Here is an 18846-nt window from a genome sequence, read left to right on the forward strand (position 1 = left end):
CTCTCAAAACCATGGCAATTTTCAAAACAGAAAACCTGGCCCTGCTCGATCGGCAGCACGCTTTGTCGGACCCGCGCCACACCGTCATGCTGGTCGATGACATGGACGCCAACGTGTCGGTCATGGCGGCAATCCTGCGCCCGCACTTTCATTTGGTCGAAGCACGCGACGGCCAGGAAGCCCTGCGTCTGATCGGCGCGCTGCCGCCGTCGCAGGAACTGGCGTGCATCGTCAGCGATCACCGCATGCCGCGCATGAGCGGCGTGCAGCTGTTCGAGCGCACCTCGGTCATGCTGCCCGATACCCTGCGCATCCTGGTGACGGCTTACCTCGACCTCGATGCTATCGTCGATGCGGTCAATGCCGGCCAAATTTATCGCTTCATCGCCAAGCCATTCGACGCCAGCGGATTCCTGCTGGCGGTGCGGTGCGCGGTGGCCACTTTCGAGCATCGCCGCCTGCTGGACGCGTATCACCGCACGCTGCAAGACGCGTCGCCGGTCCTTCCGGCAGCGGCGACGGCACTGCGCGAGCAGGCCCTGGCGGCGCGCGCAAGCCTGGCCGCGCTGGAAGCGCAGGCGCGGGCCACGCTGCCCACATGACATATCGGTAATCGATCGGTAATTCCCAGCGGCCTAGAATGCGCCGACAACAAGAGGAGACCGATGAATACCATTACTTTGCAAATCGCGGCCGGCATTGGCGCGTCTGTCCTGGGGGCGTCCATCGCGCAGGCAGCTGACGCCATCGTCGGCGTGCACGCGGCAGCGCCGCAGGTGATCGTGGTCGAACTGCAAACCGCCACCACCAACGAAGCCGGCGGCACGGCCACCAGGCCCGATGTACTCGACCTGGCCCTGTCCAAATGGACGGTCAACGGCCAGGCGGCGCTGGGGATCAGCCGCATGTCGACACCGTACGACGAGCAAAAGGCGCTGGCCACCACGAGTCCCAACCTGTTCCCGGTGACGGTGCGCCACAAGATCTATCTGCGGCTCGACAAACCGCTGGCCCAGGGCCAGCCGTACACCATCGCCACGCCGTACGGCGCGACGCGGCTGGCTTTCGACAGCCGCGTCACCTACTGCGAATCGATCAAGGTCAACCAGACCGGGTACAGCAAGCTGGCCAGCTCGCGCTTCGCCAATTTTGGTACGTACCTGGGCGACGCCGGCTCGCTCAAGCTGCCCGCCGGGTCGCGCTACGAGGTGATCGATGAACCAAGCGGCAGGACGGTGCCGGGCGGCGAACCGCAATACATCAAGGACGATACCGCAATCGCCAGCGCCAGCTCCGGCGAGCATGTCTACCGACTGCGGCTCGACCAGTTGGCCGAGGGCGGCCCTTACTTCGTGTCGGTGCCCGGTTGCGGGCGTTCGCGCTCGTTCGCGGTCGGCGACGACGCCAGCCGCAAGATCGCCTATGTTTCGGCGCGCGGCCTGTATCACCAGCGTTGCGGCACGGCGCTCAAGCAGCCGTACACGCGCTACACGCGCGAAATGTGCCACGCCACCGTGGCCGATACACGCACGCCGTGGGTGTCGACGCCGGTGCTTTCGGTGCCGGACAACGCGCTCATGAAGCCGCTGATCGGCGGCCATCACGACGCCGGCGATTTTGACCGCCGCCCGATGCACACCATCATTCCGATCCTGATGCTGTCGTATTTCGACGCCTTCCCCACCCACTTCGTCGACCGCCAATACAACATTCCGGAGTCCGGTAACGGCATTCCCGATTTCGTCGATGAAGCCCTGTGGGCGGTGCTGTCGTGGGAAAACCTGCAGGTGATGGACACCCACGATGCGCAGTTCGGCGGCGTTCGCGCCGGCACCGAAATGAACCGTCATCCGGCCTACGGCGTGCACAGCGCGGCCAGCGATCCCGGGCGCTACGGCACCTGGGCGGTCAGCGAGGAAGTCACGGCGCTGTCGGCCGGGATCTTCGCCCACGCCGCCCGCGTGGTCCGCCCGCACGATGCCGCACGCGCCGACGCCCTCGTGCAACGCGCCCGGCTCGCCTGGAGATATCTGGAAAAGACCGCGGCACCGGGAGCTGCCAAGGCACGCTTCATGTATCCCGCGCTGCAGCTGTACCTGGCCACCGGCGAGGCACGCTATCACACCCTATTCAAGAACGCTGCGCAGGCCATCGTCGTCAGGGATGGCACCTGGCCCGAGCAGTATTTGCCCGGCAATGCCAGCGCCGCGGTGCAGAGCGCGCATTTCGTCAGCTACCTGACGGCGCATGGCCGCGCGCTCGATCCGGCATTGACGCAGGCGCTCAAGGACCGCATCGTCTACTTCGCAGATCGCGGCGGCTACGTCGGACCGGCACCGGAAAGCCAGGCCTACCCGCAGGGCGCCACCAAGTTCCTGTCATGGGGTGCCACCACGACGCAGGGAAAATATGCCGACGTGTACGCGTTCGCGTCCCTGTTTGCGGCGAATGACGCCAGGAAGCAGGCCTACATCAATGCGGTCAGCCAGTATGCCGACTTCTCGCTGGGGCTCAATCCCTTGGGACGCTCGTTCGTGACCGGGCTGGGAACGGACACGCCGCAAAGTCCGGCGCATCTCGATTCGTACTTCACCAAGTACGGACTGGCTGATGGCGCCGGCGCCGATCCGCACCTCAAGGCGATCGGCAACGTGCCGGGGATCGTGGTGTACGGGCCGGCCGAGGGACGCAGCGGCGCGGCGTATCAGACGGCGGTAAGCAACAAGCTGTATCCGTCGTGGGACCGGTTGCCAGTCCTGCGGCGCTGGGGCGACGGCTGGTCACTCATTAACAGCAATGAGTTCAGTACCTGGGAGACCATGGTGTGGAATGCGGCGATGCACGGCTTCCTGTACAACGCCAGCCAGGACCCGAAGGCGACCAGCACGCCGGCCGAATGCGATGGCGCGACGTGTGCGCAGACAAAACCGAACGCCTGCGTGATCGAACCGGCAACGGGCGCGCTGGCGTTGAGCGCACTGGCGAACAATATCGTGTGCGTGCAGCGTACCGATAACTGGGCGCAGCAGCATGTGGTCAACGGGAAGGCGAGGTTTGCCACGCCACGGGCTGCGCCGGGCACGCGCGTGTATGGGTTCAGCGGTATGAACAGCTATGGAGCGTGCACCACCAAAGTGGCGCAGCTGACTTGCGAGATGCCGTAATACCTGCCGCCCCCGCGCCAGGGCGGCGCGGGGGCGGCAGGGGACTAACTCAGGTTTTCGAGGCGGATCTTGACCACCTTGCCCACCACCGTACCGAGTGCTTCGATCTTGCCAATCGCCGCATCGATGTTCTTTTCCTGCGTCTGGTGCGTCAGCATGATGATGTCGGTGCGCGTTTCGCCTTCGCCCGGTTCCTTCTGCAGCACCGCATCGATCGAAATCTTGGCGTCGGCCAGGATACGCGTCAGGTCGGCCATCACACCGAGTTGGTCCTTCACATACACCCGCAGGTAGTAGCTGGTGGTGATCTCGGACATCGGCAGGATCGCCACGTTGGTCATCTGGTTCGGCTGGAACGCCAGATGTGGCACGCGGTATTCCGGATCGGCCGTGGCCAGGCGGGTGATATCGACCAGGTCGGCGATCACCGACGACGCCGTCGGCTCGGCGCCCGCGCCCTTGCCGTAGTAAAGCGTGGCGCCAACCGCGTCGGCCTGCACCAGCACCGCGTTCATCGCTCCTTCCACGTTGGCGATCAGGCGCTTGGCGGGAATCAGGGTCGGATGCACGCGCAGTTCGATGCCTTCCACGCCGTCGACCAGGGTGCGCTTGGTGATGCCCAGCAGCTTGATACGGTAGCCCAGCTGCTCGGCGTAGCGGATATCGACCGCCTGCAGGCTGCTGATGCCTTCCACGTGCGCCTTGTCGAACTGCACCGGAATGCCGAACGCGATCGACGCGATGATGGTCGCCTTGTGCGCGGCATCCACGCCTTCGATGTCGAAGGTCGGATCGGCTTCGGCGTAGCCCAGTTCCTGCGCCTGTTTCAGCACGGTGGCGAAGTCCAGCCCTTTGTCGCGCATCTCGGACAAGATGAAGTTGGTGGTGCCGTTGATGATGCCGGCCACCGATTCGATGCGGTTTGCGGTGAGGCCTTCGCGCAGCGCCTTGATGATCGGGATGCCGCCGGCGACCGCCGCCTCGAACGCCACCATCACGCCCTTGGCCTGGGCCGCCGCAAAAATCTCGTTGCCGTGCAGCGCCAGCAGCGCCTTGTTGGCGGTGACCACATGCTTGCCGTTGTTGATCGCCTTGAGCACCAGGCTCTTGGCGATGCCGGAGCCGCCAACCAGTTCGACCACGATGTCGATGTCGGGATGGTTGACCACCAGTTCAGGGTCGTTCACCACCTCGCAGTCGGTGCCGACGATGCCGCGCGCGCGCTCCAGATTGCGCACCGCGACCATCGCAATCTCGATGCCGCGGCCGGCGCGGCGCCGGATTTCTTCCTGGTTGCGTTTGAGGACGTTAAAGGTGCCGGCACCAACTACGCCGAGGCCGATCAGGCCGATTTTGATGGGTTTCATAGTCTTTATCTGGAAGAGGTATCAGCCGCGCCCGTGGCGGCGTCGGTAGCCGTCAAGGAAGCGCGCAATGCGGCCGCAAGCGTCGGTCAGGTCGTCGGAATTGGGCAGGAATACGAGACGGAAGTGATCCGGCGCGATCCAGTTGAAGCCCGTTCCCTGGACCACCAGGACTTTTTCTTCGGCCAGCAGGTCGTAGGCAAACTGCTGATCATCCGCGATCGGGTACATCACGGGGTCGAGGCGCGGGAACATGTACAGCGCAGCTTTTGGCTTTACGCAGGTCACGCCCGGAATATCGGTTAAGAGTTTGTGCGCCATGTCGCGCTGGCGCAGCAGGCGTCCGCCGGGACCTACCAGGTCGTTGATGCTCTGGTAGCCGCCCAGCGCGGTCTGGATCGCGAACTGGCCCGGCGCGTTGGCGCACAGGCGCATCGATGCCAGCATGTTGAGACCATCGATGTAATCCTTGGCGTGGCGTTTTTCGCCCGACACCACCATCCAGCCGGCGCGGTAGCCGCAGGAACGGTAGTTTTTCGACAGCCCGTTCAGGGTGATGAACAGCACATCGTCGGCCAGCGCGGCGATCGAGTCGTGCTGCTCGCCGTCGTACAGGACCTTGTCGTAGATTTCGTCGGCCAGGATGATCAGCTGGTGCTGGCGTGCCAGCTCGATGATCTCCAGCAGGATTTCGCGCGGATACAGCGCGCCGGTCGGGTTGTTCGGGTTGATCACCACGATCGCCTTGGTGTTGCTGGTGATCTTGCGGCGCATGTCGTCGATGTCGGGGAACCAGCCGGCCTGCTCGTCGCAGATATAGTGCACCGGGTTCCCGCCCGACAGGCTCACGGCCGCGGTCCACAGCGGGTAATCCGGGGCCGGGACCAGCACTTCGTCGCCGTTATTGAGCAAGCCGTTCATGGCCATGACGATCAGTTCCGACGCGCCATTGCCAAGGTAAATGTCTTCGATGGTCACGCCGCTGATGTGCTTGCTCTGCGTATAGTGCATGACCGCCTTGCGCGGCGCGAACATGCCTTTCGAGTCGGTGTAGCCGGCGGCGCCGTGCATATTGAGGATCATGTCTTGCACGATCTCGTCAGGCGGGTCGAAACCGAACACGGCCAGGTTGCCGATGTTGAGCTTGATGATCTTGTGGCCTTCTTCCTCCATCTGCTTGGATTTCTCCAGCGCGGGGCCGCGGATTTCGTAGCAGACGTCGTCGAGTTTGTTCGATTTCAGAATCGGTCGCAAAATATTTCCCTGTTCAGTGGCGCTTTGTTGCAGTGCGAAAAATACCCATTCTGCCGAAAGGAGGCGATTTAATCAACCTGAGGTTGGCGGCAAAGTGGGCAAAAACCCGTGAAATGGTGTCGCTTTGGCGTATGTTTCGTGAAAATTCGCGGTTTACTGGACTTTGTGGCATGCTAACGCCACGCGCAGCGCCCAAGTGCCCTGCATCACCTTTTCAGTGCCCATGCCATGAAGCTCCATTCCAGCACCACCCAACAATACCAGACCGTGACCGGTTACGACCAAACCGGGGTCGAAATCAACGCCCAGCGCTTCGATTACAGCCTGCTGGTGATGCCCGAGACGCCGCCGCGCGCCTGGGACGTTCCCGATTTCGAGGCGCTCACGGCCGAACATTTCGAGAAAATCGAACAGGACAAGCCGGACGTGGTCATTCTCGGCACCGGCGCGCGCCAGCGCTTCGTGCATCCGAAGCTGATCGCCGCGCTGCTGGAGCGGCGCATTGGCTGCGAGTGCATGGATAACAAGGCGGCCTGCCGGACCTATAACATTTTGATGGGCGAGGGGCGCAAGGTGACGCTGGCGCTGATTCTGGGCGCGGCACGATAGCATTCGCAAGACCGCTACCGCCCACTCCGTCGTTCCCGCGCCAAGGCGGGAAGTCGTTTCTGGCAGTGCCAGGAACGACGAATCGCAGGCTAGCGGCAGCGGCGATGATTGATCAGTTCTTGCAATCGGACACCCCGCCCCCATATATTGTCCGCCCAAACACGTTTCCCCCTCCCCTGTTGCGCTGCGGGGTATAAAATCAGCGCTGACTCACCTTCAGGAGAGAACCTGTGGCTGATAGCCAAACTGCAGCACCTTATACCGATTTCTCCGCCGTCATGACGGGCGACAAGCCGTTCCAGCTGTCCGGCCGCCCTGCCCGTTACACCGTGCTGTACTTTTACCCAAAAGACAATACGCCCGGCTGCACCACCGAAAGCATCGCTTTCCGCGAGCTGCACGCGCAGTTCCAGCAAGCCGCTGCCGAAATCTACGGCATCAGCCGCGATTCGCTGCGCTCGCACGATGGCTTCAAATCCAAGCTCGGCCTGCCGTTCGAGCTCATTTCCGACCCCGAGGAAGCCGTGTGCCTCCAGTTCGGTGTGATGAAAATGAAGAATATGTACGGTAAGCAAGTGCGCGGCATCGAACGCAGCACGTTTGTAATTGACGCTGATGGTAAATTAATGAAAGAATGGAGAGGCGTGAAAGTCCCTAATCACGCCGAGGACGTGCTTGAATTTATCAAGAGCCAAGCTTGACAAGGACGGCTCGCATCCAGGGAACCCTGTCGATCAACCCGCAGCAGAACCCGATTACACCAGACATTTTGAGTCACACCTGCCGTTTTCCGCATCATCCCAATCTGGCGGCCTGCCGGCCCGGCCACTATGCCGGGCCCGACCACCACCCCCTTAGTTCGCACAGCCGCATCGAGCCCGCCGCCACCAGCGCCGCCTGCGCCGACGCCTCCGGGCTATCCTCCTGCACCTTTTTAGATTGAGACCCTGATGCCACTGCCAAAAATCCCCACCAAGCCAGCCACCCTGCTGCTGGCCGAAGACTATCCAAAAGCCGACCGCAGCAAGCCCGCCGCCGTGCAGGCCGCCAAGCCGAAACTGAGCGCGGTCGCCGAGATCGCCGCCGAGCCGGTTGCCAAGGCGCCTGCGAAAACCACGCGCGCCAAGGCACCGGCCAAGCAAGCCGCCCTGGTCGCTCCGCCGCCGGCGCCACTGGTTTCCTCGCCGCTGGTGATGGAAACCCCGGTCGCCAAACCAGCCAGCCGCGGCAAGGAAAAGCAGCCGCTCGACCTGGAAGCGCCGCACCCGGCCAAGCACAAGGCGGTCGAGATGACGGTCAAGTCGTCCACCAGCCGCAATGCCGACCAGACTGGCAAGACCAAGATGTTCGTGCTCGACACCAACGTGCTGATGCACGACCCATCGTCGCTGTTCCGCTTCGAAGAGCACGATGTCTACCTGCCGATGATGACCCTGGAAGAGCTCGACGACCACAAGAAGGGCATGTCCGAAGTGGCGCGCAATGCACGCCAGGTCTCGCGCACGCTCGACGCGCTGGTCGGCAGCATCGACGATGGCGCCATCGAAAACGGCATTCCGCTGGCCAAGCTGGGCAACAAGGATGCCAAAGGCCGCCTGTTCTTCCAGACGCGCCTGCAAAACGGCCCAACCCTGCCGGAAGGCCTGCCAGTCGGCAAAGCCGACAACCAGATCCTGGGCGTGGTGCGCAACCTGGAAGCGGAGCAGCCGGGCCGCGCCATCGTGCTGGTGTCGAAAGACATCAACATGCGCATCAAGGCGCGCGCGCTGGGCTTGCCCGCCGAAGACTACTTCAACGACCACGTGCTGGAAGACAGCGACCTGCTGTACTCGGGCATCGTGCAGTTGCCGGACGACTTCTGGAACAAGAACGGCAAGGACATGGAATCCTGGCAGGAGAACAAGAACGGCGTCTCCTCGACCTTCTACCGCGTCACCGGCCCGACCATGCTGACCTTGCTGGTGAACCAGTTCGTCTACCTGGAACCGAAGAATGGCGAAGCGCCGTTCTACGGCCAGGTCAAGCAGCTCAATGGCAAGACCGCCGTGATCCAGACCTTGCGCGACTTCAGCCACAACAAGAACAACGTGTGGGGCGTCACCGCGCGCAACCGCGAGCAGAACTTTGCGCTGAACCTGCTGATGAATCCGGAATGCGACTTCGTCACCCTGCTCGGCCAGGCCGGTACCGGCAAGACCTTGCTGGCCCTGGCGGCCGGCCTGGCGCAGGTACTCGAAACCAAGCTGTACAACGAAATCATCGTCACCCGCGTCACGGTGCCGGTGGGCGAAGACATCGGCTTCCTGCCGGGTACCGAGGAAGAGAAGATGGGGCCGTGGATGGGCGCCTTTGACGACAACCTCGAAGTGCTCAACAAGTCCGATTCGGATGGCGGCGAGTGGGGTCGCGCGGCAACGCAAGACCTGATCCGCTCGCGCATCAAGATCAAGTCGCTCAACTTCATGCGCGGCCGCACCTTCGTGAACAAGTTCCTGATCATCGATGAAGCGCAGAACCTGACGCCGAAACAGATCAAGACCCTGGTCACGCGCGCCGGTCCCGGCACCAAGATTCTGTGCCTCGGCAATATCGCGCAGATCGACACGCCTTACCTGACCGAAGGTTCGAGCGGCCTGACCTACGTGGTGGACCGCTTCAAGGGCTGGTCGCACAGCGGCCACGTGACCCTGGCGCGCGGCGAACGTTCGCGCCTGGCCGACCACGCGAGCGAAGTGCTGTAACACGCCGCGTTCCGACCAGCCGCACCCTTCAAAACGGCCCCTGTCCAGTCATCTGGACAGGGGCCGTTTTCTTTTGGCGCGCGCTACCTCACTTCGCAATCGACCGCTGCCGCCTTGCCCGGCACGCTGGCGTTTTGCGCACCCGGCGCCAATTGCGTGCTGAACGTCGGCGGCGGCGTGAACTTGATGCCCGGATTGACGGGCATCATGACCGGCGGCTTGAGCGGACTGGCGGTATAGCCAAACTGCCCGGCCGAAAAATTCATGCTGCCGCCGGTATTCGACATCGAAATCGCCCCATCGATCACCGACACATACAAACCAGGGGGCAGCCCCGCCGGCATGCGCACTGCCGATGGCGCGCCCGACGCAGTCATGCCAACCGTGCTTGCCGGCACATACTGCGCAGTGAAGGTGGTGCCGCGAATGCCGATGGTGGCGCTGGGCGTCTTGAGCGAAAACTTTTCCTTGTTGCGCTTGCCCAGCAAGCCGGTCAGCGAGCGCAGCCCGCCCTTGATCAGGCTGAAGCTGGCGCTGTCGGCGTCCGGCTTGCCGGCCTCGTAAGCGAAGGCTTCCACCTTGAACGTGGTCCCCGGCTGCAAGGTGATTTCGCTGTTGTCGATGAAGCGGATCTGGGCGTAGGTGTTCTTTTCGGACACCAGGGTATCGCCCTGCTCCACTTCCGACTTCAAGCCCAGCACCTTGACGCTGCCATCGGCCTTCTTGACCATCAGCGGACCGCTCAGGTTGACGATGGTACCGGCCACCTGCGCCGCCCACGCCAGTCCAAAGGAGGTCGCCAGCCAGACACCCGCGAGCGCCTTAGTTGCAATACGTCTTTTTGCGCAGTTCACTCGCGTCTCCTTTAATCGTGCTCGTATCGGCGATTTTGGCGCCGGCTTCCTTGCTGCCTGTCTTTTCCGGCGCCTTGCTGTCGGCGGACGGCGTCACGCTGTTGATGACGTTAATCGTATTGACGATGACTTCCTTGACCACGCCGTCGGCGAGCTGCTGCGGCGGCGCCACCACCGTGCATCCGGCCAGCGCCGGATTGTCCACGCAGCTGTTCACCGGCGGCAGCACCACGCTGCAGCCTTGCAGGCCGGGACTGCCCACGCATTGGGCCAGGGTCGGCAGCACCACGCTGCAACCGGCTGCGGCCGGGGTGGCCACGCACTGGCCCAGGCCCGGCAGCACCAGCGCGCAGCCGGGCGCCGATGGCGTGGCGACGCACTGCGCAAGCGGCGGCAAGACCGCCACGCAACCGGCCAGGCCAGGCGCCGCCGCGCACTGCGCCACGGTCGGCAAGACCACGTTGCAGGCCGCCAGCGATGGCGTGACCGTGCATTGCGCCAGGGTCGGCAACACCACCGAACAACCGGGCGCGCCCGGATTGGCGACGCAGCTCTGCAAGCTCGGCAAGACTGCGCCACAACCCGGCAAGCCGGCATTGCCGACGCACTGGTTCAGGGTCGGCAACACCACGTTACAACCCGGCACGGCCGGATTTGTTGCGCACTGTGCCAGGGTCGGCAGCACCACCGGGCAGCCGCTGGCGCCCGGATTGGCCACGCACTGGCTCAGCGAGGGCAGCACCACCGCGCAGCCCGGGGTGGCCGGATTGGCCACGCAGCGCGACAGCGACGGCAGCACCACGCTGCAACCGGGCAGGCTGGTCGCGGAAATGCATTGGGCCAGGGTCGGCAGCACCGCCGCGCACCCGACCTGGGTCGGCGCGGCCACGCACTGGGCCACGCTCGGCAGCACCACCGAGCAGCCGGGCAGGCCGGGACTGGCGCTGCACGCCGCCAGCGATGGCAGCACCACGCTGCAGCCGGCCTGGGTCGGGCTGGCGACGCAGGCGGCCAGGGTCGGCAAGACCGCCACGCAACCGGCGCGCGAGGGTGTCGCCAGGCAGGCGGCGAGGGTCGGCAGCACCGCCGTGCAGCCGTTGGTGGCGGGCGCGGCGATACAGGTAGTCAAACTCGGCAGCACTTGCGCGCAGCCGGGCTGGGTCGGATTGACGACGCACTGGGCCAGGGTCGGCAGCACCACGCTGCAGCCCGGGGTCGATGGCGCGCTGGTGCACACGGCCAGGGTCGGCAGCACCACGCTGCAACCGGCGGCAGTTGGCGTGGCGATACATACCTTGAGCGAGGGCAGCACCACGCTGCAACCGGTCGCAGCGGGGGTGGCGATGCAAGCGCTGAGCGATGGCAGCACCACGCTGCAACCGGGGGCCGTGGGCGTCGCCACGCACTGGCTCAGGGTCGGCAACACCACGCTGCAGCCGGGCATGGCCGGATTGGCGGTACAGGCGTCGACGCTGGGCAGCACGGCGGCGCAGTAGGACAGCGTTGGATTGGCGCTACAGGCGCTCACCGCGTCGGCCAGCACCGTGCTGCAGCCGGCCAGGGTGGGGGTGGCGATGCAAGCGTCGAGCGTCGGCACTTTCCCCGGCACACCCGACACCGCGCCGCTGGTGCTGGCAATGGTGCCGGTGCCGCTGAGCGAGGCGGCGCTCACCGAAATATTGCCGGACGTGGCGCTGACGCTGCCATCGTTGACGATCGCGCCGGCCACCATCGAAATATTGCCTGCGCCGGAGGCCACGCTACCGCTGGTGCCGATGGTCAGCATGCCGCCATTACCGGCTTGCAAGCCGATCGCGCCGCCATTCGAGGCCACGCTGCCATTGATGGTCAGCGGGCTCTCGGTCGAGAGTTTGATCGGGCCGCCGAGGCTGCTGATGATGACCGGACTGGTCGATACTGGTTCGTCCTTGAGCACGGTCATGCCGCCCTTGTTGGCGATCATGATCGCGCCCATGTTGTTGGCGCCGTTCTGGGTGACGCTGCCGAGGTTGAGCGTGCCGGTATTGCTGATATTGATCGGCCCGGTGCTGCTCTCGATGGCGTTATTGGCCGTCAGGAAGGCCGTCTGGGTGTAAAACGGCGTCGACGCGGAGCCGGCCTGCTGCCGGGTCTGGATCCCGATCGCCGCGGCGCGCGCCGGCGCCGTGGCGCTGTTGCTGACGCTCTTACCGGACAGCACCAAGGCGCCCGGCGTGATGATCGGATCGAGCAGGTTGATGGCGCCGTCGCCGGCCTTGATCGCCAGCTTGCTGGTCGGTGCCAGGCTGGTCGACAGGTCGAGCGCGCCATTGATGTCGACCGCGCCGGTCTGCGCCAGTTCGCCGCCGATGGTCAGCTGGCGCGCGAAGATCTTGTTCAGCTCGCTTGTGTTCAGCCCCAGGCGCGCGCTCGCATCGAGCGCGTTGTTGCCGAGGTGAATATTGGTAGTGGGATTGCCCGGGCTGAGCACCACCAGGCCGCCGTTGCTGCCGGTGCCGGTGATGTTGGCACCGATGTTGATGTTATCCGACGCCAGCAGCACATGGTCGGCGCCGAGGGTGGCGCTGGAAGCGGTGTTGATCAGCCCGGCCCCGGCGCCGAAGCGTTCCAGCGCCAGCTTGCTGCCGGTGCCGGGTAACAGGGTGATGGGCGCGTTGAGGTCGATGTTGCCGCTGGTGCTCAGGCGCAGCAAGCGCGTTTCGGCCGGGGTGAACTGGCCGCCCAGCGCCGCGTAGACGCCGATCTTGCCGCCGTATCCGGCGCCGCCGATGGTCAGTTCCTGCGAATGAATCGGATTCAGGTCGAATGGCGACAGTTGCAGCACGCCGTTCATCGGCGCGCCGCTGGCGATGGCGATGTCGCGGCTGGCGGTGTACGGGCTGATGCTCACCGTTGGACGCTGCGCCAGCGCCGGCCCGATCATGCCGCCGGGCATGGTGACATTGTCGGCCACGATGGCGATATCGCCGCCGCCCTGCACGCTCCCGTTCGCCGCGAGCTGGAAGGTATCGACCGCAGTGACGGTCATGAAACCATCGCCGACGTTGACCACGGCGCCGCCAGTGTTGCCAATCCTGACATTCTGGCCGCTGAGCAACAGGTTGCCGCCGCCAGTGCTGAGCGCACCATTGATGGCCACGGTGCCGGTGCCGCTCGCGTACGGCGCGACATTGGCGCTCAAGGTCAGCGCCCCGCCCGAAGTCGTGATGCCGGCATCGACGGCAATGTGATTGCCCGCTTCGACAGACAGTTTGCCCGTCGTGGTGCCTGGCCGCGTGATGGCGCCGTTGATCAGCACATCGTGGCGGGCCTGGATCGTGATATCGGTCGCGGGCGCTGCCGAGTTGAGCATGGCCGAATCGATCAAGGTCATCGTGTCGGCCGGGGTATCGACAAATTCATCGACCGTGTCGAGCAGGTCGGTGCTGCCATTGGCGCCGATGGTCACGTCGTACGGGTCGAGCAGCCAGGTGCCGTGCACGCCGGTCTTGACGCGGATGCCGTTCACGTCCAGGTAGTGGCCCGAGGTTTCCACCCGGCCGCCCTTGCCGCCCGCAGCCGAAATGCTGCCGAAGGCGCGCGTGGCCCCATCCGACCACAGCACCACGGTGCCGCCGTCGCCGCTGCCGGTGGCGTCGGCCCGGATCGAGGCCGCCTTGCCCATCACCGTCTGCTGCGCATTGCGCACCAGTGCGTTCTTGCCCTGGTAGCCGCCGCCGACCAGCACGCTGCCGCCGCCGGCCGCGCCGCTGGCATCGATGCGGGCGTCGCCGGTCAGGCCGACCCGCTCGCCCTGCACGCTGATCTCGCCGCCTTTGCCGGCCCCGGTGGCGCTGGTGACGCTGCCCGCTTCCAGCAGCGCATCGGCGCTCGCCTTGAACACGATCTTGCCGTTGGCGCCGATCTGGGCGCTGTTGGCGCTGACCAGTCCGCGCTGCCTGACGAGCGCGCCGTAGATGCCGATCTTGCCGCCTTGGGCGATCACCTGCCCCAGGTTGAGCGCGGCGCTGGCCGGGCTTGATACCACCACATGCAGGTCGGGATTGCTGGAATCGACCAGTTGCACGCTGTGGCCGGCCGCCAGTACCACCTCGCCCTGCGGCGAGGTGATGATGCCGCTGTTCTCGACATTCGGCGCGATCAGGAATACCTTGCCGCCGCCGGGCGTGGTGATCGCGCCCTGGTTGACGATGGCGCCGGCCGCCGGCGTTCCGTTGAAGTTGCGCTTACCGGCCAGGAAGTCGGCATTCGAGAGATTCAGGGTCGAGGCGGCCAGGCCGCCCACATCGATGCGCGCGTCGCGCCCGAACAGGATGCCGTTCGGATTGATCAGGAATACCTGGCCGTTCGATTGCAGCGCGCCGAGGATGCGGCTGGGGTCCTGCCCGGTGATGCGGTTGAGCACGGCGCTATTGGCATCTTGCTGGATAAAGCGCGTGATGTCGCCGGCCGCCACTGAAAAGCTCTGCCAGTTGATGATCGTGTTGGGCGTATTGGTAATCGAAAAGACATTACCCTGCTGCCCGAAGGTCGCCTGGCCGGCGACCACCTGCGGCGAGCCTGGCGCGGCGTGGGACGCGGGAACGCCGCCGAAGGCCAGCAGCAGCGGCAGCGACAAGGCCAGACAAGGACGCTTCAACAAGCGCGGAAGAGGGTTCTGGATCATCATTTGGTTCACCTTTAGTAGGCCAGGCCTACGCGCACATGTACTTTGTTCTTGTCGCTCACGCCGGCATCGCGGCGCAGCACGTGGCCGTAATCGATCTGCATATTGAGCGAATTGCCCATCGAAAAACGCCAGCCCAGGCCGACGCTGGACACCGTGGCGCGCGCCGCTTCGCCCGGCAGCGCCTCATTGCGGCGGCCATGGGCGGCGTCGACAAAGCCCAGCACCCGGCACTGCCAGCGCTGGCGCGCGGCGCAGAAGTTGGGGCTGTAGACTTCCAGGTTGGCCAGCAAGCCCGAATCGGTGGACACGGCGCGCTCGTCAAACCCGCGCACCGAGGACGCGCCGCCGGCGCCGAACTGCTCGCCCGGAACCAGCGCGTCGCCCGTGAGCTGGCCGTTAAGCAGCGCGCGCAGTTGCCAGTCGGCGCCGAAAGCGCGGTTCAAGCCGGCTGCAAAGCGCGCCACGGTGTAGCCCGCCTTGGCGCCGGAACGGGTGCGCGCGAAATCGGCGCTGCCGCCACGGCTGCCGCCCGGCACATTGCGCACCAGTCCGACCGAGAAATTGACTTCCCCGCCGGCCAGCGGCGTGCTGGCCAGATAGGTCACGCTGAGCGGATGGACGGTGATGTCGTTGCCAAAATTCTGGCCCGCGAGCAGCACGCTGTTCTTGTACGCCTTGTGGTCCACGCCGTACACCAGGCGCGGATCGAGGCTGCCGCGCCGCGCCAGGGTCTGGTTGTAGCGCAGCCCGGCCACCGTGCCCTTGCCGCTGACGGCCAGGTTGAAGATGCCGGCCGTGACCGCGCCCGAGTCGATGTCCGAATAGCTGGCGTACAGGTCGAGCGAATCGCCCAGCTCGTAGAACGGCATGTGGTAGCCCGCGCCGTACACGCTGACCTTGCCCGGTTCCTCGACCGTGGTGGTGTACTGCACGCTGCCTACGTGGTCGCGTCCCCACAGGTTGGCGTGCTGAAGCACCACGCCGGCGTGGGTCTTGCCGGTTTGCCCGGTGCCGCTATTGTCGAGGTTGAGCATGGCGCTCCACGGCTTGTCGTCCACCACCGCCAGGCGGGCATCGAGTTCATCGTCCGCGTTGCCGTTCTGCAAGTTCAGGCTGATCTTGCGGGCCGGATTGTCGTTGGCCATGCGCAGATTGGCCGACACGCGGTCCAGCTTGGGCGTCTGGCCCGGCCGCAGGGCCGGCAGGGCGCGCCGCACGTTGGCTTGGTCGACCACCTTGTTGCCGCTGACCAGGATGCGGCCGATTTTGGTTTGCACCACGTCCAGCCGCACCACGCCGCGATTGAGTTCCTGCTCCGGCAGGCGGACCGTGACAAGCTGGTAGCCGCGCGCGTGGTACAGCGCTTCGAGCGCTTCGAGCGCGCGCTGGACATCGCCGAAATCGCGCCCGCTGCCGGCGAACGGTTGCAGCGCGGCATCGATCTCGGCGGCGGCGAGCAAGGTATTGCCGGCCACCTCGAAGCGGCTGATATCGAAGCGGATAGGATCGGTCGCGGCGGGTTCACTCCCCCAGGCCGCGCCCACGGCGGCAGCCAGCAAGGCGCCGGCGGCGAGACGAGAAAAAGGTCGGTTCATGAATGAGCTCTACGGTGTGTTTTTATCGTTGGCATAGGTTCAACCCCGGAAAAAAGCAGTGGCAACGCGGCTTGCACTTGTCTGTCGAGTGTAATCGCGCTGTCTCGCGCGGGTGAGAAATTCACGCCAGATCCGGCGGATTTCTGCGAAGCGTTGTATGGCGGAGTCAACAGACGTTGAGAGAATGACAAATGCGAGCCAAACCGATCACATGCGGCGCGCTATTTCGTGTCGAAAGTGGTAACACCATCCCAGCCCGGGGCCGGCGGCTTGGCGCGGTAAAAGCCGATGCGGTCGAGGTAAAGCCGGTACAGGATGCAAGCAGGCTCGTCAGCAAGAAGCTGGTTGAGGATGACCTCGGCGGCGTCCCACTGCTGCGCGCGCACCAGCGCCAGTGCGCTGTGCCAGGTGGCCAGGCGCGCGCTGCCCGCGTCGTCCAGCGAGCCTGCCGGCCCGAGCGGCTCGAAGATGGCGACCGGTTCGTGCTTGCCCTTGACCCGCACCAGGTCCAGTTCGCGCCAGGCGAATTGCGGCGCGGCGTGGCGGCTCGCCTCGCCCGCCGCGATGCCCACGCCGTACACCTTGGTGATGCCTTCCAGGCGCGCGCCGAGGTTGACGGCGTCGCCCATCACTGTATAGGCGCGGCGGATTTTCGACCCCATGTCGCCCACGTGCATCAAGCCGCTGTTGATGCCGATCCCCACCTTCAGGGGCGGCCAGCCGCGCGCCTGGAACGCGAGGTCGAGGCGCCCGGCGCCGGCCTGCATCAGGAGCGCCGTGGCCACCGCGCGCCGGGCATGGTCGGCAAAGGCCACCGGCGCGCCCCAGAAGGCCATGACGGCGTCGCCGATGTATTTATCGAGCGTGCCGCAGTGGCTGTCGCGGATATCTTCCGACATGGCGGTCAGGTACAGATTGATATATTCGCGCAGGACCTTGGGCGTGAGCTGCTCCGAGATGGTGGTAAAGCCGCGCACGTCGATGAACAGCACGGTCAGTTCGCGGCTTTCGCCATCCATGGTGTACTGCTCGGGATTTTCGGCCATCTCGGCCACCAGTTCGGGCGCGACGTACTCGCGAAAGCGCGACACCAGCGCCTGGCTCTTGCGCACCTCGACAAAGTAGCCGAAGCCGAGATTGAGCACGAACAGCGCCAGGATCAGCAGCACCAGCACGGCGGCGTTGAGCACCATGTCGGATTCATAATACAGGTAGAAATTGATGCCGATGGCCGCCGCCAGCGCCGCCGCCGTCAGCAGCACCGCACGCAGGGGCGTCAGCAGCGCCGGCACCAGCGCCAGCGCCAGGCCGAAGAGCAGCACTTGCAGGCACTCGAACAGGTAGGCCTCGGACGGACGCGCCTTGAAGTCGTTGTCGAGGATCGACTTGAGCAGGTTGGCGTGCACCTCCACGCCCGGGTATTCGGGGTTGACGGGCGTGACGCGCAGGTCGTTGATGCCGGGTGCGGTGGAGCCGACCAGCACCAGCGCGCCCTTTAACTGCGCGGGCGGCACCGCGCCGGTGAGCACGTCGGCCGCCGACACGTAGCGGAACGCGCCGCCACCCGGCCCGCCGCGCCCGCGAAACTGTATATAGGTGGTCAGTCCCTCGCCCACCGGAATGCGCAGCTGGCCGCGCGCCAGGAACAGCGAGATGAAGGCGGCGCTGCCGCTATCCTTTTGGGCATCCGACAGTTGCTCCACGGTGGTGTCGAAATACGGCGCGATGGCGCGCGCCTTGAGGTACACGGCCGCCGTGGCCAGCGACAGCGAGGGATAGTAGGCGTCGCCGATGCGCTGCAGCAGGATGGAGGAGCGGATCACGCCATCGGCATCGGTCGAGGCAGTAAAGATGCCGGCGCCGGCGGCGGCCTGCTGCAGGCGCGCGATATTGGCCTCGTAACCGTCCGAGGTGTAGGCCAGCAGCTCGCGCCCGTTCAGGCTCTCCAGGGTGAACGCGGGGGCCGGCAGCACGCCCTTGCGCAGCTTGTCCGATACGTTGTAGCCGAGGACCACGTTCTGGCCGCGCAGGGCCTCGGCCAGCAAGCCGTCGTAATCCATGCCGGCTTTCAGGCCGGCCAGCTGCGCCTTCAAGCCCGCCACCCCGGCCAGTTCATCGTTGGCCAGGCGTTCGAGCACGGCGTAGCCGGACGAGGTATCCGGCTCGGGAAAGGAAATGTCGAAACCGACCGCGCCCGCCCCATAGTGGCGCGTGAGCTGCGTCACCAGGTTGGCCTGGATATCGCGGCTCCACGGAAAGCGCCCGATCGCGGCCAGGCTTTTTTCATCGATATCGACGATCACCACGCGCGCATCGAGCACGGGCGCCTCGATGCGCATGCGCAGGCCGGCCACGAAACCGTCCATGCGCTCGATCGAATCGCTGTGAAAAAAGCCCAGCGTGGACAGCGCCGCCGCCACGGTCAGGGCCAGCCCGAGCAGCCAGCGCGGACCGTACTTGCGCAGCATGCGCGCACGTTTTGTCATCGGTAAGAAGCTTGCATGAAGATCTACCCGCCCATCTCAGGATGCCGCCGAACCATTACTTGGCGGTAATTCGAGTGTAGCGCCCCCCGCCAGCCCTGTACACCGCCGCA

The 18846-nt window shown here is 65.1% G+C and carries 11 protein-coding genes; 5 read left to right on the forward strand and 6 right to left on the reverse strand.

Annotated features, from left to right (window positions below; genetic code table 11):
- The first annotated feature begins 11 nt into the window (after positions 1 to 11).
- Together F2P44_RS17990 and F2P44_RS17995 are read left to right on the forward strand one after the other, a co-directional pair.
- On the forward strand, positions 12 to 602 hold the full coding sequence (locus F2P44_RS17990; RefSeq protein ID WP_167088426.1) for a response regulator: 591 nt from the start codon (positions 12 to 14) through the stop codon (positions 600 to 602).
- A 63-nt stretch (positions 603 to 665) separates the two neighbouring features.
- On the forward strand, positions 666 to 3164 hold the full coding sequence (locus tag F2P44_RS17995) for a glycoside hydrolase family 9 protein (protein ID WP_167088427.1): 2499 nt from the start codon (positions 666 to 668) through the stop codon (positions 3162 to 3164).
- A gap of 44 nt (positions 3165 to 3208) precedes the next feature.
- Here F2P44_RS17995 and F2P44_RS18000 read toward each other — a convergent pair whose 3' ends face one another.
- Both F2P44_RS18000 and F2P44_RS18005 read right to left on the reverse strand, forming a co-directional pair.
- Entirely contained in the window at positions 3209 to 4531 is a 1323-nt protein-coding gene (locus F2P44_RS18000) for a homoserine dehydrogenase (protein ID WP_167088428.1), read from the reverse strand.
- A 21-nt stretch (positions 4532 to 4552) separates the two neighbouring features.
- Positions 4553 to 5782 carry a pyridoxal phosphate-dependent aminotransferase gene (locus tag F2P44_RS18005; protein WP_167088429.1) on the reverse strand — a complete coding sequence of 410 codons (1230 nt, stop codon included), beginning with the start codon at positions 5780 to 5782 and terminating at the stop codon, positions 4553 to 4555.
- Between the two features lie 228 nt (positions 5783 to 6010).
- On the opposite strand from F2P44_RS18005, the gene F2P44_RS18010 reads away from it, so the two are divergent.
- The 3 genes from F2P44_RS18010 (at position 6011) to F2P44_RS18020 (ending at position 9132) form a co-directional block, all read left to right on the forward strand.
- Positions 6011 to 6391 (forward strand): Mth938-like domain-containing protein, encoded by a 381-nt coding sequence (locus F2P44_RS18010; protein ID WP_167088430.1) that lies wholly within the window; start codon positions 6011 to 6013, stop codon positions 6389 to 6391.
- Between the two features lie 230 nt (positions 6392 to 6621).
- Positions 6622 to 7092, forward strand: coding sequence for a peroxiredoxin (locus F2P44_RS18015; protein WP_167088431.1), 471 nt, complete (start codon positions 6622 to 6624; stop codon positions 7090 to 7092).
- Between the two features lie 249 nt (positions 7093 to 7341).
- Positions 7342 to 9132 carry a PhoH family protein gene (locus F2P44_RS18020; RefSeq protein WP_167088432.1) on the forward strand — a complete coding sequence of 597 codons (1791 nt, stop codon included), beginning with the start codon at positions 7342 to 7344 and terminating at the stop codon, positions 9130 to 9132.
- Positions 9133 to 9215: 83 nt separating this feature from the next.
- Here F2P44_RS18020 and F2P44_RS18025 read toward each other — a convergent pair whose 3' ends face one another.
- The 4 genes from F2P44_RS18025 to F2P44_RS18040 all read right to left on the reverse strand — a co-directional run bounded on the left by F2P44_RS18025 (position 9216) and on the right by F2P44_RS18040 (position 18736).
- Positions 9216 to 9986: a FecR family protein gene (locus F2P44_RS18025; RefSeq protein ID WP_370662712.1), complete on the reverse strand. Its 771-nt coding sequence runs from the start codon at positions 9984 to 9986 to the stop codon at positions 9216 to 9218.
- On the reverse strand, positions 9955 to 14655 hold the full coding sequence (locus F2P44_RS18030; protein WP_167088433.1) for a two-partner secretion domain-containing protein: 4701 nt from the start codon (positions 14653 to 14655) through the stop codon (positions 9955 to 9957). Before F2P44_RS18030 ends, F2P44_RS18025 begins: the two co-directional genes overlap by 32 nt.
- Positions 14656 to 14666: 11 nt before the next feature.
- A complete protein-coding gene (locus tag F2P44_RS18035) occupies positions 14667 to 16250 on the reverse strand; it encodes a ShlB/FhaC/HecB family hemolysin secretion/activation protein (RefSeq protein WP_167088434.1) in 1584 nt (527 codons plus the stop codon).
- A 221-nt stretch (positions 16251 to 16471) separates the two neighbouring features.
- Positions 16472 to 18736 (reverse strand): CHASE2 domain-containing protein, encoded by a 2265-nt coding sequence (locus F2P44_RS18040; RefSeq protein ID WP_167088435.1) that lies wholly within the window; start codon positions 18734 to 18736, stop codon positions 16472 to 16474.
- Positions 18737 to 18846 lie beyond the last annotated feature (110 nt).

The organism is Massilia frigida (genome assembly GCF_011682175.1).
Lineage (GTDB): Bacteria > Pseudomonadota > Gammaproteobacteria > Burkholderiales > Burkholderiaceae_D > Telluria_A > Telluria_A frigida.

Excerpts from the sequence above, each read along its gene's own strand:
- F2P44_RS17990 (WP_167088426.1), top strand. The coding sequence starts at position 12 with ATGGCAATTTTCAAAACAGAAAACCTGGCCCTGCTCGATCGGCAGCAC.
- F2P44_RS17995 (WP_167088427.1), top strand. The coding sequence starts at position 666 with ATGAATACCATTACTTTGCAAATCGCGGCCGGCATTGGCGCGTCTGTC.
- F2P44_RS18000 (WP_167088428.1), bottom strand. The coding sequence starts at position 4,531 with ATGAAACCCATCAAAATCGGCCTGATCGGCCTCGGCGTAGTTGGTGCC.
- F2P44_RS18010 (WP_167088430.1), top strand. The coding sequence starts at position 6,011 with ATGAAGCTCCATTCCAGCACCACCCAACAATACCAGACCGTGACCGGT.
- F2P44_RS18020 (WP_167088432.1), top strand. The coding sequence starts at position 7,342 with ATGCCACTGCCAAAAATCCCCACCAAGCCAGCCACCCTGCTGCTGGCC.
- F2P44_RS18030 (WP_167088433.1), bottom strand. The coding sequence starts at position 14,655 with ATGATGATCCAGAACCCTCTTCCGCGCTTGTTGAAGCGTCCTTGTCTG.
- F2P44_RS18035 (WP_167088434.1), bottom strand. The coding sequence starts at position 16,250 with ATGAACCGACCTTTTTCTCGTCTCGCCGCCGGCGCCTTGCTGGCTGCC.
- F2P44_RS18040 (WP_167088435.1), bottom strand. The coding sequence starts at position 18,736 with ATGACAAAACGTGCGCGCATGCTGCGCAAGTACGGTCCGCGCTGGCTG.